General features: G+C 59.3%; 18 protein-coding genes. 6 read left to right on the top strand and 12 right to left on the bottom strand.

Annotated elements, in window-relative coordinates:
- Positions 1-99: 99 nt before the first annotated feature.
- The 6 genes from ACX80B_RS08495 to ACX80B_RS08520 form a co-directional block, all read right to left on the bottom strand.
- A complete protein-coding gene (locus tag ACX80B_RS08495) occupies positions 100-1,413 on the bottom strand; it encodes a sensor histidine kinase (RefSeq protein ID WP_459295069.1) in 1,314 nt (437 codons plus the stop codon).
- On the bottom strand, positions 1,406-2,107 hold the full coding sequence (locus ACX80B_RS08500) for a response regulator transcription factor (RefSeq protein WP_459295071.1): 702 nt from the start codon (positions 2,105-2,107) through the stop codon (positions 1,406-1,408). The genes ACX80B_RS08495 and ACX80B_RS08500 overlap by 8 nt, the downstream gene beginning before the upstream one ends.
- A gap of 1 nt (position 2,108) precedes the next feature.
- On the bottom strand, positions 2,109-2,483 hold the full coding sequence (locus ACX80B_RS08505; protein ID WP_459295073.1) for a hypothetical protein: 375 nt from the start codon (positions 2,481-2,483) through the stop codon (positions 2,109-2,111).
- A gap of 26 nt (positions 2,484-2,509) precedes the next feature.
- Positions 2,510-4,306, bottom strand: a complete 1,797-nt coding sequence (locus ACX80B_RS08510) for an Ig-like domain-containing protein (RefSeq protein ID WP_459295075.1) — start codon at positions 4,304-4,306, stop codon at positions 2,510-2,512.
- Between the two features lie 177 nt (positions 4,307-4,483).
- Positions 4,484-5,077, bottom strand: coding sequence for a signal peptidase I (locus ACX80B_RS08515; protein ID WP_459295077.1), 594 nt, complete (start codon positions 5,075-5,077; stop codon positions 4,484-4,486).
- A 59-nt stretch (positions 5,078-5,136) separates the two neighbouring features.
- A complete protein-coding gene (locus ACX80B_RS08520; RefSeq protein WP_459295079.1) occupies positions 5,137-5,688 on the bottom strand; it encodes a TasA family protein in 552 nt (183 codons plus the stop codon).
- Between the two features lie 361 nt (positions 5,689-6,049).
- On the opposite strand from ACX80B_RS08520, the gene ACX80B_RS08525 reads away from it, so the two are divergent.
- Both ACX80B_RS08525 and ACX80B_RS08530 read left to right on the top strand, forming a co-directional pair.
- Positions 6,050-6,685: a hypothetical protein gene (locus ACX80B_RS08525; RefSeq protein ID WP_459295081.1), complete on the top strand. Its 636-nt coding sequence runs from the start codon at positions 6,050-6,052 to the stop codon at positions 6,683-6,685.
- Positions 6,686-6,716: 31 nt separating this feature from the next.
- On the top strand, positions 6,717-8,099 hold the full coding sequence (locus tag ACX80B_RS08530; protein ID WP_459295083.1) for a signal peptidase I: 1,383 nt from the start codon (positions 6,717-6,719) through the stop codon (positions 8,097-8,099).
- A 26-nt stretch (positions 8,100-8,125) separates the two neighbouring features.
- Here the strand turns inward: ACX80B_RS08530 and glmM are convergent, their stop codons facing one another.
- The 6 genes from glmM to ACX80B_RS08560 form a co-directional block, all read right to left on the bottom strand.
- Positions 8,126-9,475 carry a phosphoglucosamine mutase gene (gene glmM / locus ACX80B_RS08535; protein WP_459295085.1) on the bottom strand — a complete coding sequence of 450 codons (1,350 nt, stop codon included), beginning with the start codon at positions 9,473-9,475 and terminating at the stop codon, positions 8,126-8,128.
- 134 nt (positions 9,476-9,609) lie between these two features.
- Positions 9,610-10,125: a 30S ribosomal protein S9 gene (gene rpsI / locus ACX80B_RS08540; protein WP_459295087.1), complete on the bottom strand. Its 516-nt coding sequence runs from the start codon at positions 10,123-10,125 to the stop codon at positions 9,610-9,612.
- A gap of 38 nt (positions 10,126-10,163) precedes the next feature.
- Complete coding sequence (gene rplM / locus ACX80B_RS08545; protein ID WP_459295089.1) at positions 10,164-10,607, bottom strand: 50S ribosomal protein L13; 444 nt, start codon at positions 10,605-10,607, stop codon at positions 10,164-10,166.
- Positions 10,608-10,863: 256 nt separating this feature from the next.
- Positions 10,864-12,483: a putative bifunctional diguanylate cyclase/phosphodiesterase gene (locus tag ACX80B_RS08550; RefSeq protein WP_459295091.1), complete on the bottom strand. Its 1,620-nt coding sequence runs from the start codon at positions 12,481-12,483 to the stop codon at positions 10,864-10,866.
- Positions 12,458-12,856: a DUF7793 family protein gene (locus tag ACX80B_RS08555; RefSeq protein WP_459295093.1), complete on the bottom strand. Its 399-nt coding sequence runs from the start codon at positions 12,854-12,856 to the stop codon at positions 12,458-12,460. The genes ACX80B_RS08550 and ACX80B_RS08555 overlap by 26 nt, the downstream gene beginning before the upstream one ends.
- A 274-nt stretch (positions 12,857-13,130) precedes the next feature.
- The gene (locus tag ACX80B_RS08560) at positions 13,131-14,174 is read right to left on the bottom strand and encodes a hypothetical protein (RefSeq protein ID WP_459295095.1); all 1,044 of its coding nucleotides are present in this window, start codon (positions 14,172-14,174) and stop codon (positions 13,131-13,133) included.
- A 57-nt stretch (positions 14,175-14,231) separates the two neighbouring features.
- On the opposite strand from ACX80B_RS08560, the gene ACX80B_RS08565 reads away from it, so the two are divergent.
- From ACX80B_RS08565 to ACX80B_RS08580, 4 genes are all read left to right on the top strand, one after another.
- Positions 14,232-14,501, top strand: a complete 270-nt coding sequence (locus tag ACX80B_RS08565; RefSeq protein ID WP_459295097.1) for a hypothetical protein — start codon at positions 14,232-14,234, stop codon at positions 14,499-14,501.
- Positions 14,502-14,792: 291 nt separating this feature from the next.
- Complete coding sequence (locus ACX80B_RS08570) at positions 14,793-16,604, top strand: hypothetical protein (protein WP_459295099.1); 1,812 nt, start codon at positions 14,793-14,795, stop codon at positions 16,602-16,604.
- A 125-nt stretch (positions 16,605-16,729) separates the two neighbouring features.
- Positions 16,730-17,290: a prepilin peptidase gene (locus tag ACX80B_RS08575; RefSeq protein ID WP_459295101.1), complete on the top strand. Its 561-nt coding sequence runs from the start codon at positions 16,730-16,732 to the stop codon at positions 17,288-17,290.
- 247 nt (positions 17,291-17,537) lie between these two features.
- Positions 17,538-17,747 (top strand): Flp family type IVb pilin, encoded by a 210-nt coding sequence (locus tag ACX80B_RS08580; protein WP_459295103.1) that lies wholly within the window; start codon positions 17,538-17,540, stop codon positions 17,745-17,747.
- Positions 17,748-17,755 lie beyond the last annotated feature (8 nt).

A 17,755-nucleotide genomic window follows, 5' to 3' on the forward strand; every position in this document is an offset into this window, starting at 1 on the left:
GCGGCCTTAACCTCGGCCTGAAGCTCGCGCTGTGCTGAGGGCGATTCTTGCCAGCGCCGCCCTCTTTTCGACCGGGCACCTCGGCGGTGCAACGAGTCTTCAGTCCACAGTCCTGCTGCTTGTGTCCATTTTCGTAACGGGCATTGTCTGCGGCACGCGTCCGGTTTCAGATATATGGGGGCGGTCCCGCTTCGGTAGCATCAAGTTAAACGTGGTGTGATCCTCGGCTCCGAGGACCAAGTGACCGCCGATGGCATCGGCCAGCTCCGTGGCGACTGACAGCCCGATCCCCTCGCCGCCTGATTGTTCGGAGACACGGCGTTTGAAGATACTGTTCCTTGGCGGCCGGGACCCCTCGTCACTCACGGTCAGGCTGAAATGTGTTCCGGCGTCGGCGGCCGCCACGCGGATGGTTCCGGTGCCATGGTTGATTGCGTTCTCTATCAGGACGTCGAGGATTTGGTTCACCGGCCCCGGGTTGATGACTGCGGGCAGTGTTCCGTCGTGGCTCACGATTTCCTTGCCTTTCGCCCGGGCCTGCAGTTCCCACCGGGCCTCGGCTTTGGCCGCGATAATTCCCAAGTCCAGTTCACAGGTGGATGTGAGCCGTTGTCCACGTGCCAGCTCAAGTAGTTCGCTCACCGCCGTGGAAAGGCGGTCGATCTCGCCCAGGGAGTGTGTCAACTGTCTGGCGACGGCTGGCGGAGTTTCTTCCCAGTAGGACAGGTCTTCCAGTTCCAGGCGCAGGGCTGTAATCGGTGTCCGCAACTGGTGTGAGGCGTTGGCTGCATATTCACGTTCGCGCCTCACGAGCTCGGCGAGGGCTTGGGAACTGGTGTGCAGGGCCGTTCCAATTTCCTGGGCCTCCGGCATCGAGTATTTTTTTCCCTCGAGGTCGAACTTTCCGGTGCCAAGTTGTTCGGCGGCCTCCGCGAGCTCCTGGAAGGGCCGTGACAGCAGTCGCGCGAGGATGAATCCCGCGAGAGCGGAAAATAGAGTCAGGGCGACTCCGGTGAGTACCACGGGCATGACGGCGTCCGCAACGCGGCCGGCCACGAGGTTTCCGGACCGCTGCAGTGTGACCGTGGAGCCGTCGTCGGTCTGCCGGGTCACGCTGATGTCGTCCGGATGGCTGGTCAGTTGTGGACCAGCCGAAGCAATGACATCACCGTCCGCGTCCCTGTATTCGATTCGTTCACTGTCCTGCACGAGGTCCGCGAGGTCGGAGTCGGAGATTTCGCCATTGGCTGCCAGTTTCGGCAGGAGGTTCACCAGAAGCTCGGCGGAGCGTTCAATTTTGCTACGCTCCGATTCCAACACTTGGTCAGCGACGATGTAGGCACGTGGCACACCATAGAGTGCGACGACGATGACGGCCAGGCCCGCAAAGGCGGCGATCAGCCGCTCACGCATCCCCTATACCGTCCTCGATCCTGAACCCCACTCCACGCACGGTGACTACCCGCACTCCAGTTTCCTCAAGTTTCTGGCGCAGCCGCCCGATCGTCACGTCCAGGGTTTTGGTGGAACCAAACCAGTTCTCGTCCCAAACCTCGTCCATCAGCCGTTCCCGGGTGACTACTGCTCCCCTGTTCTGGTCGAGCATTGCCAGGACGTCGAATTCCTTCACAGTCAGCGGCAATTCGGTGCCTTCGGTGAAGGCGCGCCGGGACTGAACATCAATGCAGAAGGCTGGCGAAGCAGCATCGGGCGCCGGCGAAGGGGTGGGTTGGATCCGGGGGCCGGACCGTCTCAGCAGTGCGCGCATGCGTGCCAGTAACTCAGCCAGGCCAAACGGTTTGGCCATGTAGTCGTCGGCGCCTACGTCGAGCCCAACCACGCGATCAATTTCGCTGCCGCGGGCGGTGAGGATGAGAATGCTGCCGAGGTAGCCGGACTCCCGTACGCGCCGGCACACTTCGAGTCCTTCAACGTCGGGAAGGCCGAGGTCAAGAACGATCACATCGAAGGTTTCCTGCGCCACAAGCTCGATACCGGGAACGCCCTCGGCTACCCGCTGCACGTCGTAGCCCTCCCGCTCCAGGGTGCGGATCAAAGGCAGGGCGATCCCGTCATCGTCCTCGATCAAAAGTATTTTGTGCGGCATTTCAGGCATCATACCGGGTTCTGCTGCCCGGCTCGGTGCGGTTCGGAAAGAAATGAGGAAGCAGCACGACTAAGATCACGATTGCCGTTGCCAACGCGACGACATCAAACAATCCCTGCCCGCTGGTCCAGGGGTCCATTGTGGACCCTGGCAGTCCTACGATGAGGGACAGCGTGTGTCCCACGATCGCAGCCACGGCAATCACCGCGAGGGTAAAACGTGACCCGAAACTGTTGCCACGCCACATCTTCAGACTGGCAAGTACCCCTAAGAATGACGCCATGAACAGCAGCACCGAAAGGTACTGAGCGTCGTCCAGATACCTCACTCCCTCGATCGCCTGTACGGCCGCCAAGGCAAGCGCAGCCGATGCCAAGACTCTTGGACGAGAACGATCCCGCATTAGAAATCCCGGTCCAGGACGCCGGTTTCGGTGGCGGGCGCCGTCGAGGTGCGGTTGCCGAGCGGGTCGGTGACAGCGCCGTTCGGTGTCCACACCATCGATCCGCCCGTGCTCACCGTGCGGAGGTTACCGCTGGACGTGGCGCCGAGGGTAATGGTGATGACGGTACGCTGCACACCGTTTACCGAGACTGTGGATGCGGTCATGGTGCTGTTGAAGTTCACAGTCCTGTTGTTGCGGATGTAATTCTTGCGCAGGTTCACCGAGCCCAGATTGACGGTACTTCCGGTCCGGAGCACATCGACGGTATCGCCTGCGCTTCCAAGGCCCAGCAGGTTCCCGTCCTGTGCCCGGACGGTGACGGGGAGGGCGTTTCCGTTCCAGCCGGGCGTGATCGTGGCGAGGTTAACTTGCTGGCTATAGGTGAGGGTCAGTGTGTCTCCTGCCTCCATCCGGCCCGGTGTGGTGGAACCGTTCAGGGCCTGGACATCAATTCCGCGCAGCGGGGTGTTGTCCACCCTCCTTGAGGCGACGACCGTAGAGATGGTCTCCCTGCTGGCGCCGTCCACCAGGATTGCGCGGAAGTCGTACACGCCGTTGGCTACGGTGGCACTGTTCCAGTTGCAGGTGTACGGCGAGGCGGCCACGGAGCAGAGCGTGGACCAGGAACTGCTCCCATTTGGCGCCATCTGAATGCGCACCGAGGCGACTCCCGCCGTCGACGCGGCATTTGCCGTCAGCGGCACGGTGCCGGCGAGGAATTCACCAGGGTCTTCCATGGAAACCGAAGACACCGTGTTATCGATGAGCCGGTTGGTGACGGCGGCCGACGTCGTAGTGTTGCCGGCGAAATCGATGGCGATGGCACGGAAGCTGTAGCTACCATCAACGATCCGTGCGGTGTCGTAACGGCAGGAGAAGGGTGACACTGTGATGGTGCAGAGGGTGGTCCAAGATGTCGTGCCGGTGCCGGCGTATTGGATGGTGACCTGAGCGACGTCGGAGTGGGCATCAGTGGCCGTGGCCGCGAAGGTGCGGAAGCCGCTCAGTGGGGTGCCGGGGTCGGTCATGGTGACGCTTGGCGATGCGTTGTCCACCAGCACATCGTTGATGATCGCCGAGTAGGTAGTGGTGCCGTTGGCAGTGGCAGCTGCGCGTAGATCGTAATAGTCGTTTACGAAACCAGCGGTGTTCCAGGTGCAGTTGTAGGGAGGAAGCAGATTGCTGCACAGCGTTTTCCACTGACCAGTGCCTGCTACCGCATATTCGATGCGGGTGGTGTACACGGCCAGACCTGCGTTTACCAGAGACGCGGTCAGCGTGACGGAACCGCGAGCAAATTCTCCCGGATTGGACAGGGTCACCATGAAGTTGTTGGCGACAGTGGTGGACAAGGCCTCCGACGTCGTCGTGTAGTTGGCCTTGTCGGTGGCGATCGCGCGAAGGCTGTAACCGCCGTCGGCCACGGTCTTGGTGTCCCAGGAGCACGAATACGGCGGGACTGTGGTTGTGCAGAGGGTGACCCACGACGCGCCGTCTGCCGCGAGGTACTGGATGGTGACGCTGGCAATGCCGGTCTCGGAGTCGGAGGCGTTGGCTGTGACGGTGACAATGCCTTTCACTGGGGAACCGGGGTTGATCATGCTGACGGTCGGCGGAGTCCAGTCAGCCGCTGCACGCACGGTGCCCGTATTGGTACTGGATGAGGTGAAGGCTGCTGTGGAGAAGTCCGGCAGGTCCAGTGTCACGAGCCCAACGAGCAGCGCCATCAGGGCGAGCATCGTGCGTGCTTTCATGGCTGGACTTTCGGGGTTGGTGGTCTTACGCCTGTCCCTATCAACGGTAGGAAACGGCCTTCAACAGGAATGCAACAGGCGCCGGATGTCAGTTCCACAATTTGGTAACAACCTCCGGACACACGAGTGCCCCCTTTCATCGAGGGAGGGCACTCGCCCTGCTTTTCCCAGTGGCGGTCAAATGGACGTTTTGGCACCCATTTCAGCTACCGGTAGCGGCTGGCCGTCGACTTTGGGTTCACGCAGCACGCGGACCACCTCAAGAATGCTCATGAGCCCGATCACTGCGGCCGGGACGCCAATAATGATCATGCGCAGGTCGTCATCGGCAAGGGCGATCAGCGCCCATCCAACATAGGGCACCGCTACTTCAAAACGGGCTTGAGTTGGCCCCTCGAGCATGAACGTCCAATGGTCAACGACAGCATTGGCATCACCTCGGGTGCGAAACTGCGGGCCCTGCTCTGTGGCTTTGATGGAGACAATGCGGTGCGTGACCAGTTCGTTGATACCCGACTCCGGCGGCGGCATGTAGGTGATGATGTCCCCCACCTTCAGTTCGGCGACGGGCGCTGTCTGTTCGAAGACCAAGGAACCGCGTTCGAACGTTCCGGACATGGAGCCGCCGGTAATGACATAGCGTTCGAATCCCAGCAGGCCCGGGACCAGGAACAGCGCGGCGAGAGCGAAGCCAGCCACGACGGCGACATTGGTGGCCACCCTGCCGATGATGCGTAGTACGCCGCGGCTGGCTGCTTCGCTGCTGCTCATGGAAATACCTTCCGGACTGGCTTCGTGCTCTGCGCTGTCAGGTCGTGGGTGCGGGCATGTTACTGATTGGTGGTGGTGGCTGCGGTCTGGACGGCATCCCAGGTGTACACGGCGGTGGCGGTCTTGCCCTGCTCATCGTTACCTGCCGACTGGGCCAAGTTGGTACTGAAGGTGAAGGTACGGGCTTCACCGGCAGCAAACGTGCCGAGGTTCACGGACGCCAGCTCACCGAAGGTGCCGGTCCAGATGGGAGCGGTAACGCCTTCCTGCGTAACGGTGAGCTTGAGGTTGGCCTTGTTGGTGAAGCCATTGGTGGCCGTTTCCTTCAGCGTGAAGGTGGAAGCCAGCGAGCCAGTATTGGTAATGGTGACGGTGCCGTTGACAGTGTCACCCGGCTTCACGTTGCTCAGGTTGAAGATCGCGGCGTTGGCCTTTGAATTGCTCTGGGTGAGCGTTCCCGAGGTGTAGGCGTTGGAAGTGTTGACGCTGGAGGACACGAAATCCGCACCCGAGCCGATGGTCAGTGCCGTGGCTGCGAGAAGACCTGCTAACGCAAGGAGAAGACGACGACGGCGGGAAGCGGATCTGATTACGGTGGCAGTGCTATTCATGGGATGCTCCTGTGACATTTGAAAGAGTGCGGTGCTGATATCTCAAACGTTATGCAGCGCCGGGGAACAGGTCGGCAACAGGAACTGCTCATCCAGCCCACGAAAAGGAAACAAAGACGGGTAGCGAGGTAGAGGCACTGGATCGGCTCAGATGTCGTGTCGGGGATGGCGGTTACCCGCGGGTAATATTCGTCACAAAATTTGCCTAGAATACTGAATTAGGTATATAAGCAGTCACTTTAGTAACATACGTATCACCGGGGCGCGGGAAATCTGGCCATGTACAGCTGTCTGGGGCGGTCAGGTTTTCTTCCCGGCGCAGCACCTCTTTCACCCGCACATAATTCAATGAGGTCCCACCATGAATACTCCTTCCGCCCGTATCCGAAAAATCACAGCATTCAGCGCCGGTCCGATTGCAGTCCTGCTTGCCGGGGCGATGGTGTGGCAGGGTTCGCAGGCTGCTTTCACGGCCACCACCCGCAACGCCGGCAATGCATGGAGCACCGGCCAGGTAGTACTAACGGACGACGATAACGGCGTCGCTGGCTTCACAGTCGAGAACATGGTCCCCGGCGACACCGGTCAGCGCTGCTTGGAGGTCACCTCCAATTCGACCGTCGCCGGCGAAGTACGCGCCTATGTGGCGAACCTGGCCGATTCGCCGCAGGGCTTGGAGGACCACATCGAATTCGAGGTCGAAATCGGTGAAGGTGGAAGCTTCGCCAACTGTGAAGGCTTCGTTCCCGAAGCCCGCCCGGACGCGCCGGGACCGTTGCCGCTGTCGACCCTGGCGCAGGTGAACAACAACTACGCTAGCGGCGGCGCCGCGTGGGTCACCGAGGGAACACCGGGTGAGTCGAAAACCTACCGCGGGACCTGGACGTTCGATACGACCGGGATGAGCCAGCAGCAGATCGACGCCCTGCAGGGCGCCCGCGTCAGCGTCGACCTGGTCTGGGAGCTGCAGGTCGGCGACAGCACCGCCACACCGTAGCCCTGCGCTGTGGCCCACGCACGGCATCCTGATGACAGTGCCGGCGCAGAATAGGGAAACGGGCCCACGTCAATTTTTCTCGAAAGACGGCTGGGTCTGGTTTCTGCTGACTGCTGCCGCGCAGGTTTACCTGATCTTCGTCCTTGCCCTGACTGTGATCGCAACAGTGCCGATGATCTTAGGATGGCAGGGCTCAGTAGTACAAAGTGGTTCGATGGAGCCGAAGATTCGACCCGGCGATGTGGTGTTGTCCACCGAACTTCCCGATGAGTCACCAGTCCCTGTGGGAGGGGTCGTAGAGTTCCAAAGGCCGCAATCAGACGGTTCGGGATTCACGACCATTCTGCACCGGATCGTCCACGATAATGAGGACGGCACCTACGTCACCGCCGGTGACGCCAACCCTGAAGTCGACAGCACCCCCATTACCAGGGAACGGATCACTGCCCAGGCCAGACTCCTCATTCCCTTTATCGGCTTGCCGTCGCTGTGGATCGGTTCCGCCAACTATCCGCCGCTGGCAGTCTGGTCCGTAGTGACCCTGCTGGCCATAGCGGCAGCAGCATTTGGGCTCGGCCCCTTGAAACGGTCCGGCCACGACGACGAGAACCCGGGAGATGACCCTGGCAGTCCGGAGCACTCCCCCGCCGAAGGTCAGCCAGCCGATGCTGGCCGCCGCACGATTCTGGCCCTGGCCATTGCATCAGTGGCGGCCGGTCTCACGGCTCTTCCCCGTGGGGCGACAACAGCAGCCTTTACCGCCCGGACTTCGAATGTAAAGAACAGTTGGAGCGTTGCGGCCGCCCCGCCGCTGTTGCTGGGCAGGCTCACGCCTTACGCACTGTTCGCCGCGGCCAGTATCACTAACGACGGACCTACCACCTTTATCGACGGCAGCGCCGGGACGAGTCCCGGGACAACCATCACCGGTTTCAATTTCTGGCAGATTTCCGGAGGCGTTGACCGCAACAACCAGGTCGCGCGAAACGCTAAAACCGACGCCGCCGCCCTCTACGCCGCCGTCGACGCGAGGCAGTCCACCCGGACCCTGAAACCGACCCTGACCGGCACCATCGCCCCTGGGATCTACGGCAGCAGCACCGGCGACTTCATCATCAACGGCACACTCACCCTCGACGGACAGGGAAACGCCGACGCAGTCTTCATCTTTACCGGGACCACCATCACCGCTGCGCGTGACAGCCATATCAAGCTCGTCAACGGCGCCTCGGCCCACAACATTTTTTGGAGGGCCACTGGCACCATCAACCTGATACGCGACAGCGTCACCAGCGGAAACTTCCTCGCGACCAACGCCGCCGCCATCGACCGCCAGACCGACCTGACCGGCCGGCTCATCTCCCTCAACGGAAGTATCACCGTCAACCGCGCCACCATCAGAGTGCCGCGCTAATTAGCCATGCTTTTGAACACGAGTCTTTAGGTCAGCGCAAGGTGCGTCTGGACTGCCCCCGCCAGGTTATTGGCAACCTTTTCGGCCGTGGACAGGTCCGCGGCCTCCACCATGACACGAACGAGGGGTTCAGTACCCGAAGGCCGCAGCAGCACGCGTCCGGTGGCCCCCAGCTGCTCCTCGGCGGCGAGGACGGCGCTCTGCAGTCCATCGTGCAGCTTGACCTTGGACTTGTCGACATCGCTGACGTTGATCAGCACCTGGGGCAACTTCGTCATTTGCGCGGCGAGCTCGGCCAGAGTTTTGCCCGTGGCAGCGACCTGCGCCGCAAGCTGAAGTCCGGTCAGGACGCCGTCGCCAGTGGTGGCGTACTCGTTGAAGATCAGGTGGCCGGACTGTTCGCCGCCGAGACTGTAGCCGCCCTTGCGCATAGCCTCGAGCACGTAGCGGTCTCCGACGGCGGTTTCCTCGACGCGGATTCCCGCGGCTGACATCGCCAGCTTCAGTCCAAGGTTGCTCATTACGGTGGCCACCAGGACGTTGTCTTTGAGCCCGCCGGCGGCATGCAGTGCCATTGCCAGGATCGCCATGATCTGGTCGCCGTCGACCTCGTTGCCCTCATGGTCAATCGCGAGACAGCGGTCGGCGTCGCCATCATGGGCAACGCCCATATCGGCGCCATGTCCGACGACGGCTTTCTTCAGCTGGTCCATATGGGTCGAGCCGACGCCGTCGTTGATATTGAGGCCGTCCGGTTCGGCGCCGATGACGATCACGTCTGCGCCGGCATCCTTGAACACCTGCGGGGAACAACCGCTGGCGGCGCCGTTCGCGCAATCAATGACGATCTTCAGCCCGTCGAGGCGGGACGGCATCGTGGAAAGCAGGTGGACGATGTAGCGGTCCTCGGCGTCGGCAAAGCGCGAGATTCGGCCAACATCGCCGGCCAGTGGCCGCAGCTTATCCTTGCTGAGCTGCGCCTCGATGGCGTCTTCGGCGTCGTCGCCCAGTTTCTGGCCGCCACGGGCAAAGAACTTGATGCCGTTGTCCGGCGCGGGATTATGCGAAGCCGAAATCATCACACCGAAGTCAGCGTTCAGGTCCGCAATCAAATATGCCGCCGCGGGAGTGGGGAGCACACCGGCGTCGAAAACATCCACGCCGGCACTGGCCAGGCCCGCCTCGACGGCGGCGGCGATGAACTCTCCGCTGGCCCGGGGGTCCCGGGCGATGACCGCCGTCGGACGACGTCCATCAGAAATCTTGTCATGGCCAAGCACCGCTGCAGCGGCCTGAGCCAGCTCCAGCGCCAGCTCTGCCGTGAGCAAACCGTTAGCTAATCCTCGAACCCCATCGGTCCCAAACAATCTAGACATTGAACCCAATCTTATTTCACGACCCCGTCGGATCTGGTCACGTTCCGGATACAAACAAAGCCCGTCCGGAACCGGCGTAGCGGATCCAGACGGGCTTTGCTGTAATACTCGCGCTGATCCCGGCGGGCGGGACTTTAGCGCTTCGAGTACTGCGGAGCCTTGCGGGCCTTCTTCAGACCAGCCTTCTTGCGCTCGATGATACGGGCGTCGCGGGCCAGGAAGCCGGCCTTCTTCAGCGCCGGACGGTTGTTTTCGCGGTCGATCTCGTTCAAGGAACGAGCTACACCCAGACGCAACGCGCCAGCCTGGCCGGATGGGCCACCACCGTTGATGCGCGCGATGACGTCGTAGGCGCCCTCGAGCTCGAGGATGCGGAACGGGTCGTTGACTTCCTGCTGGTGCAGCTTGTTCGGGAAGTAGTCAGCCAGTTCGCGGCCGTTGACCTTCCAGGTACCGGTTCCGGGAATCAGGCGCACGCGGGCGATGGCTTCCTTGCGGCGGCCAACTGCTCCACCGGGAACGGTCAGGGCCGGACGCTCACGTGCCGCGGCCGACTCGGTCGACTCCGGTGCGCTCTCGGACGTGTAGCTGGTGGGTACTTCCTCGGAAGTGGTTTCCGTCGTCGTCTGCTCTTCAGTGTTCTGAGCCACGATTCTCCTTAGTTAAAAGTTTGTGTTGGTGGCCAGGACTACTGGGCGACCTGGTTAATTTCGAACGTCTTGGGCTGCTGGGCCGCATGCGGGTGCTCGGCACCGGCGTAGACCTTCAGCTTGGATACCTGCTGGGCAGCCAGCTTGTTCTTGGGCAGCATGCCAATGATGGCCTTCTCCACGGCGCGGACCGGGTTCTTCTCGAGCAGTTCCGCGTAGTTCATGGAGGAGAGACCACCCGGGTAACCGGAGTGGCGGTAGGCACGCTTCTGTTCGAGCTTGGCGCCGGTGAGGGCGACCTTCTCAGCGTTGATGATGATGACGAAATCGCCCATGTCCATATGGGGGGCAAAGGTCGGCTTGTGCTTTCCGCGCAGCAGTGTTGCGGTCTGGCTGGCAAGACGGCCTAGGACAACGTCGGTGGCGTCAATGACGTGCCACTGGCGGTTGATGTCGCCTGGCTTCGGGGTGTACGTACGCACGGTGTTTGCCTTCGTTTGAGTGTTCTTCGATGGCGGAGCATGTGTTCCTATGCAACGCCGGTTACTTATGCGGTACCGGAACTCCAGGTGAGGACTGAAATGTAACCGGCGATCCCTCGGGCCTCGACTGACCCCTGTGAATTAGCGGTTCTGCAACTGAACCTCCACGGAGCGCAGCGTATCGAGACAGGACACGCACAACGACAATAAATCGTAGCCCGGCGGAGGCCTCCGGGGCAAACTGACGCGGATTGGTTCATTCCGCGGAGGTCAAAGAAGAGTCGAATTTCACCGCTTCATCCGCCATCCAACTAGCAAGAGATATATTCTCCGAACTGCCACCGTTGCGAGCGGTTCTGGCCAATAATGCCGTCATCTCGGACTCGGGCATAGGCCGACTGAAGTAGTATCCCTGGCCTGAAGAGCAGCCGAGCCGTTTCAACTGTTCAGCCTGTTCCCAAGTTTCGATACCTTCGAAAATCGCTTCCAATTCACATGCTCGAACGAGGTGGAGAATCGCCGCAACGAACTCTTGCTGCTTTGGGCAGGTGGCAACGTCGCCCATCAAGGAACGATCGATTTTGACCATGTTCACCGGCAGCTCCCGGAGGTAACTGATTGAGGAATACCCAGTGCCAAAGTCGTCGATTTCAATCCCAACACCGAGTTTCTTTATGCCTGTAAGAGCATAGCGATCAACTTCGTTTCTGGTGACAAGCGCGGTCTCTGTTATTTCGAGAACCAGATTCGCAGGGTTCAGCCCGGTCGTACGCAGAGCGTTTCGAACGTCTTCCACCAAGTCGATCCTCCGCAGTTCAACCGCCGAGAGGTTGATTCCGATCTTGATGTCCTTGGCCAGATCCAGCTGGTTCTGCCATGCCCGCATTTGTCTCGCAGCTGTCATGAGGACCCAGCGGCCAAGGTCGACGATGATCCCGCTGTCCTCGGCGAGTGGGATGAACTCGTCCGGCATGACAAGACCACGGGTCGGATGATTCCAACGGACGAGTGCCTCCACCCCCTGGATTCGTCCTGAAGCCAGGTGAATAACCGGTTGATAGTGGAGAACCAACTGATCCTCGGCTATGGCCGCGCGCAACTCCGACGTGAGCGTGTTACGCATCTGGCGTGCGTGAAGCATGATCGGTTCAAATATTCTGACGTTGCTTCGGCCGCTCGCCTTGGCCTCGTACATAGCCGTGTCGGCCTCGAGCAGCAGGTTTTCTGCTGTGGCGCCCGCCCTCGCTACGTGAAGACCTATGCTCGCTCGGGGGAAGACCTGCATTTCGGCAAGTTCGATCGGCTCATTCAGTGCGTTGAGTACTCCACTTGCTACCCGTTGGGCATGGGCAGGGGTGGATTGACGAATCAGCAAGGCAAACTCGTCTCCGCCCAGACGGGCAACCATATCCGTCTCTCGAACCGCCCGCCGCAGCCGGTCAGCCACTGTCGCTAAGACATGATCGCCAGCGGCATGCCCCAGACTGTCATTAACGGCCTTGAATGAATCCAAATCCAGCAGGAGTAAGGCAGGAGGCGCCGCTCCCTCGTCGGCTTCATCCAGGGTGTCTTCCAAGGCACGCATGAATGCAACTCGGTTCGCCAGACCGGTTAGAGCATCAGTCATGGCCATTCTCTCCATGGCTACGTGCGCCTCATGGAGCATTGCCGTGCGGCTTTCGACCCGTTCTTCAAGTTCCTGCTGGGCTATTTCAAGTTCTGCTGCGAGGAGATTGAAGCCCGTAATTACAGCATCGATCTCGTCACGATCTTTGGAAGGATCAATTCGGGTTTTCAGATCCCCGGAGGAAAGACGGACGATGCCTTCAACCAGTGAGTCAAGTCTGTGATCAGTTGACTTCTTCTGCTCGGACATAGCCCTCCAGCCAGGTCAGTGCTTCCGACTCGGACGTAAAGAACTTGGTCGGGCAGTTAGGAGCCTCCCCACCCAGAAAGAAGCTGGCAATAACCCGATCAACGGGCGTCTCCCCTAGCAATGCAAAAGCAGATGCAGATTCCGTGGCGGTGTAGACTCGCCTGGCTCCACGGCTCACAGAACCGACACCCGTTAATTGCAGGAGCACCGGAACGGGTTGTTGACGGCTCATTTCGAGGAGGCGATCAATGGTTTTACGCGCTATAGCTTCACTGATATGGATCCCAGGAGGAAGTTGGAGACGGATCACACCGTCGGTACGGGACCGAATGTCCGGTACAGCAGTCTCCCTAAGCGCAATCGGCTCTGGCACCTTAGTGAAGCTTCTCCGGTCCGATATAACGGGCAAATCCAGCATTGTTCCCCCACAACCCAATGCAACGGCAGAAAATCCGTCGTTGTTTCCTCAATAAGAAGACCCGCCAGCGAAGCTGAGACCCGTGACGTTCCTTCTCTCGGTAGCCCTCATGATAAACGCATATGCACCTCCGAGGCCAGTGTGACACACATTACACTGATTCCGAGCCACTACTTCCGTCACTGGTAAACCTGTGAGAAGTTCAACCCCGCCTCAGCACCCTGGCCGATCACGGCACATCCTTCCTTGGAAGTCCCTCGATGAGTGCGAGAGTGAGCGCCGCTTTCTCTTGAGCGCCGGCGCTAGTGAACTGGTCAGCAGCCATATTCAGGTAAGACAGCGCCTCCATCTGGTCCCCCTGTGCCAGCAGCGATTTGCCGAGCAGTAGTAAGGCATCACCTGCTGTTTGAGCGTATAACAAGCTCCGCTGCTCACATATCGGACGAAGTAGTTCGATGGCTGCTGTAACGTCTCCCGTCGAGTAGAGCCAGTGAGCTCTAGTGGCAGAAAGTTGCAACAGTTCTGACGTGCTCGCCCCTACAATCTCCGCGGCAAGTTCTGCGCGCTCTATGCACTCCAAAGTCTCGGGCTCAAGGATGTCGGCGCTCAATCTCATCGCCGCCGAGGCCTTATTGAACTTAGCCCAAAGGTCGACGTCATTAGTTGGCGAGAGTTTCTTGGCTGCCAAAGAATGGTAGCGCAATCCTTCAGAAACTTGCTGCCGCAGAAACGCCACGTTCCCGATCACCCAATAGGCTTTTCCACATGTCTGATCATCCACTTGGTTGGTTACTGCGGTATCTAGCTCAAGACACTGGAGCCATGCTTCGTCCAGTTCACCACTTTCTGCGAGTGAAGCGATATACGCATGTTGCGCTTCCACCTTTAAGCCACCTGCCTGATCATCAGCAGCCGCATTCTCGACGGCCCCAGCTGCCGCTTCCCGAGCCTCGGGAAGTCTATCCAGTCCTTGAAGCGCAACGGCCAACATTGTCGAAGCCCGAACCGCGAGGAGCTGGAACTGTGAGGCAAGCGGATGCTCGAGCAGGTGTTGTGCCAAAACTACGCATTCATCGTAGGCGTACTTCTCACGAAGACACTCCGCCTGCAAATATGTCAGGTTCCACCATGCGGCTGAGTCTCCTGTTTCAAGTGCAGTCTCGGCGGCATTTTTCGCGCTCTCGAACGCCAGGTCGTAGTTTCGCTTGGTCCAGGCTTCACGCGCCCTAAGCTCGTCAAGCACATACGTCGCCGCGTTCATTGGGTTGGACATGTCACTATTATCCACAAGGTGTGCCAACAAGCTGTTCCAAAGGCGACAAAATAATCTGTGGAAACTATTCCATTTGGCGCATTCCTCCATATACTTAGTTTGTTCATCACTGGGTTGAGCACCGTAGAAAATGGGGATATTTACATGAAAAAGCTGATTGCATCTGTAATGTTGGCCGGCGTTCTGGTTGGCGGGGGTTTCGCTGCTCCTGCAATGGCTGCCAAAAAGGTGTCCGATACAGATTCGACCACTGTAAGCATCACCAAGGTCGGCAACTGGCCTCACTCCGACACCAGCACGACCATGGTCGGCAACTGGCCGCACTAATTTGAGGCATTACCTCCTGCGACTCTAGGCAGGTTTGGGAAGGGTCCGCCTGACGCCAGGCGGGCCCTTCTCGATCTTTTGCTGCCAAAGGTCTCACCGTCAATGTGAAAGCTAAAAGCCGCCTTGAGCAGAGAATCGGTTAGCGCCGTTGTCCTCTGGCTACGAACGTCGTCGCATCCGGCAACAAGCTTTTCCTCATGGGCGCAAACAAGTCCCTCTGATTGCTCCCCTATGCCTGCTCCCGGTGGGAACGCGGCATCTCAAAGTGTTGCCCCTTGAAAGTAGAACGATATGGACAGCCCTGAACAGGCTGAAAAAGAAGCAATCATTGAACGAATTGCCACCTTGTCCCGGGAAGATCAGCTGCGCCGGCAGCACGAAGCAGCAGTTTCCCGACGAGAATGGCCCGCATCCCGCTGGGAAGGCTATGTCAATACTGACGAGAAGAATTCTGCGCAACTCGAAAGCTCGTTGAATGTCCTCCAAGTATTCAGACTTGGAACCCTAAGGGCGCTCGAGTCGGACCTGTTGCGGCCCGACAGCCTAGCGACTCACCGCGGCTTTGTCGTTGGCCCGTGTGGGAGTGGTGCGGCTCAGTTCCTTATCGGCACTTGCAATTCCCCCTGGGGCCATGCAACTGCTGAAGCCCATCTACTCGACATGCTAACCTTCCGCGACATTCTGACGTCCCATCGCAATTCGATGTTCGAACACTGCATGGGCCAGGTCAAAAGCGTCCTGAATCTGGCACGAGGCGAATCGCTCACGAACGAGGGCGCCTCAAGGTATGGCTCCGACTCAGTCTTCGCGGTATTCGACATTGCCGCCTCCTTCGCGTCACTGCAGTTGAGCAAAACCTCTGCCCACGTCACGGCGAGCATGGGATATTCAGGACTTGATGCATATGCCGACGCGAAAGTTGCCTGCCATTGTATGACGGTCAAATTCGCCCAGTTCATACTTACGAAGTCACCTGACACCGAAAAGATTGTGAGCATGCTCAGCGAGGGGCGGTTGTCCGAGTTCGGAATATCACCAGCGGATCTTACCGAGGAAGAGCTCCGCGCGGAATTGTCTAAACTCGAAAGAGCCATTTCTCCGAGCAAGACGACCCCTGAAACCAGATCAGGTTGGATGAACGACGACGGCACATCCCGTTTCGCTGTCACGAGCGCCACGAACCCCGCGACAGCAGGAGCCGCTTTCGGCCATCGGCTTTCGAGGACAGACACAGATGACCGCATAGTGCGGCTTAAGAAATTCCTGTCGGTGCTCCTCCCCTTTGCCGCAGTCACACTGTCCATTTGGGCAGCACGACCGTTGCTCGAAACGCTGTTCACTGGTCCACCGTTCTCCGCGTGGGTTGGCGCCCTAACCCTCGTTCTGCTTGAAGTGTGTATGGCCTGGTTGATTTATCTCGGACTTGTTGCCATTATCGACCTTCCAGCGACAGCCTTCTTCGAATCAGCCGAAGAGCTGAGCAAGCACACGGTGATGCAAGGCAGGCGCAGCAAAGAATTCTTGGACGCCCTGCGGCGTGTAAGGCCTGCGGCATTCAAGCACTCGAAAAACGCGGGTCTTCCCCGGCTCTTCACGGTGTACTTTGACGAGAGCCGCGCTATGCTCCTCGGCAAGGGCGTTCGCCCAAACGTCGTTGCTGCTTTTCATTGGTCGCACGTGTCGGAGATCTACGCCCCGGATCTCGATGATCTTGCATCTATGGGCATCATCCCCTTGGGCCCGAAAGTGGTTCTCGCAATCCAGCAGGATGGTTCCGACCTACCGCTCAGTTTTGAGCTTAATCGCGCCAGAGTGACCTGGACCCAACACTCCTACCTCGAAATCAACCCAAGGGAAGCCGTCCTCGCCCACCTGCAGGGCGCTCGAACTCTCGCAAAGTATCAACTACGCAGTAGCGACGAAGCGGGTGGAACCACACAAGACAGGGAAGCTTTCCTGTTCGAGACTGCGCCACGATCGCCACTCAATCTCACCAGCTTGGCCGGGATTCGCGCCCGCCGTATAGCGCTGGCACGCGCATTGGCCATCATGGTGGCTATATGCGTCGCGGGGCCAGCTATGCTGCCGCTCTTCATGGCTTAGCGAGCCCACCGACTGACATTAGATGGGATGATGACCGCTATGCACTGTTCCGCCCGCCCGTTGTACGACGACGGTAATTTGGTGGTCTATATCGTCGCCATACTTCCGCGCGTCTCATGAAACCCATGAGCAACAAAGTCCTCGTGTCCGCTGGCGTCGTCGCAGCGCTGGTGGCCGTGCTGACGCTGCGCCGGTTCGGCATCGGCTGGGAGCTGCCAGCATATGCCTATATGTCGGCAATGGCCGTTGCTTTAGGATTTATCGACCTAAAAAATAAACTGTTACCCAATCGTTTTGTTCTTCCGTCGCTGGCGGTGGCTATCGGCTTACTCACTTTCGCGGCAGCGGGAACCGACGCCTGGGGTGCCCTCCTTAGGGCCATTCTGGGAGGCGCTGCCATGTTCATCCTGTACCTAATTATGGCACTTATCAGTCCGGCCGGGCTTGGGATGGGAGACGTCAAACTTGCCGCCGTTCTAGGGGTTTTCCTCGGTTTTCTTGGATGGAACGCATGGGTCGTCGGGCTCTTCAGCGCGTTTCTCATAGGAGGCGTGGCCGGGCTCATCCTGATCCTCGTACGGATGGCCACTCGGAGCTCAACCATTCCCTTCGGGCCTCCAATGCTCCTCGGCGCACTGATAGCTACCTACTGGACTGGACCGCTGGTCAACGCAGTTTTTCCCTAAGCTTTTGAGATTCCAACTTTCGCATGATTCCGCGCAATGCAGCCCCAATCTGAAGCAGATTAAGCGCATATCTTGATTCGTTCCTGAGCAACTCACAGGAACCTGAACAAAACCTTAGAAGAGTTGCAAAAAAGCCTGTAGACAGCGCCGTGGGCAGGCGCTACTCTTTTCTCATCGAGGCTCACCAGTCACACGAGTAACTCGGGGGATCTCGTTTCATCAGCACTCGAATCAAAGGGAAAAACTCATGTTGCACCTCTATGCCACCATCCAAACCATGTTCCTGGGCGCCAAAGATCGCCTCACCAACGACGAGCGTGGAGCCACCGCCGTCGAGTACGGCATCATGGTCGCGCTCATCGCCGTCGCCATCATTTTGGCGGTTACGACGTTGGGAACAGACATCGCTGCCCTCTTCGGAAAAGTCAGCGGTAAAATCACGCCGCTTGCCCCGTAAAAGTACAG

The sequence above is a fragment of the Arthrobacter monumenti genome, assembly GCF_054511255.1.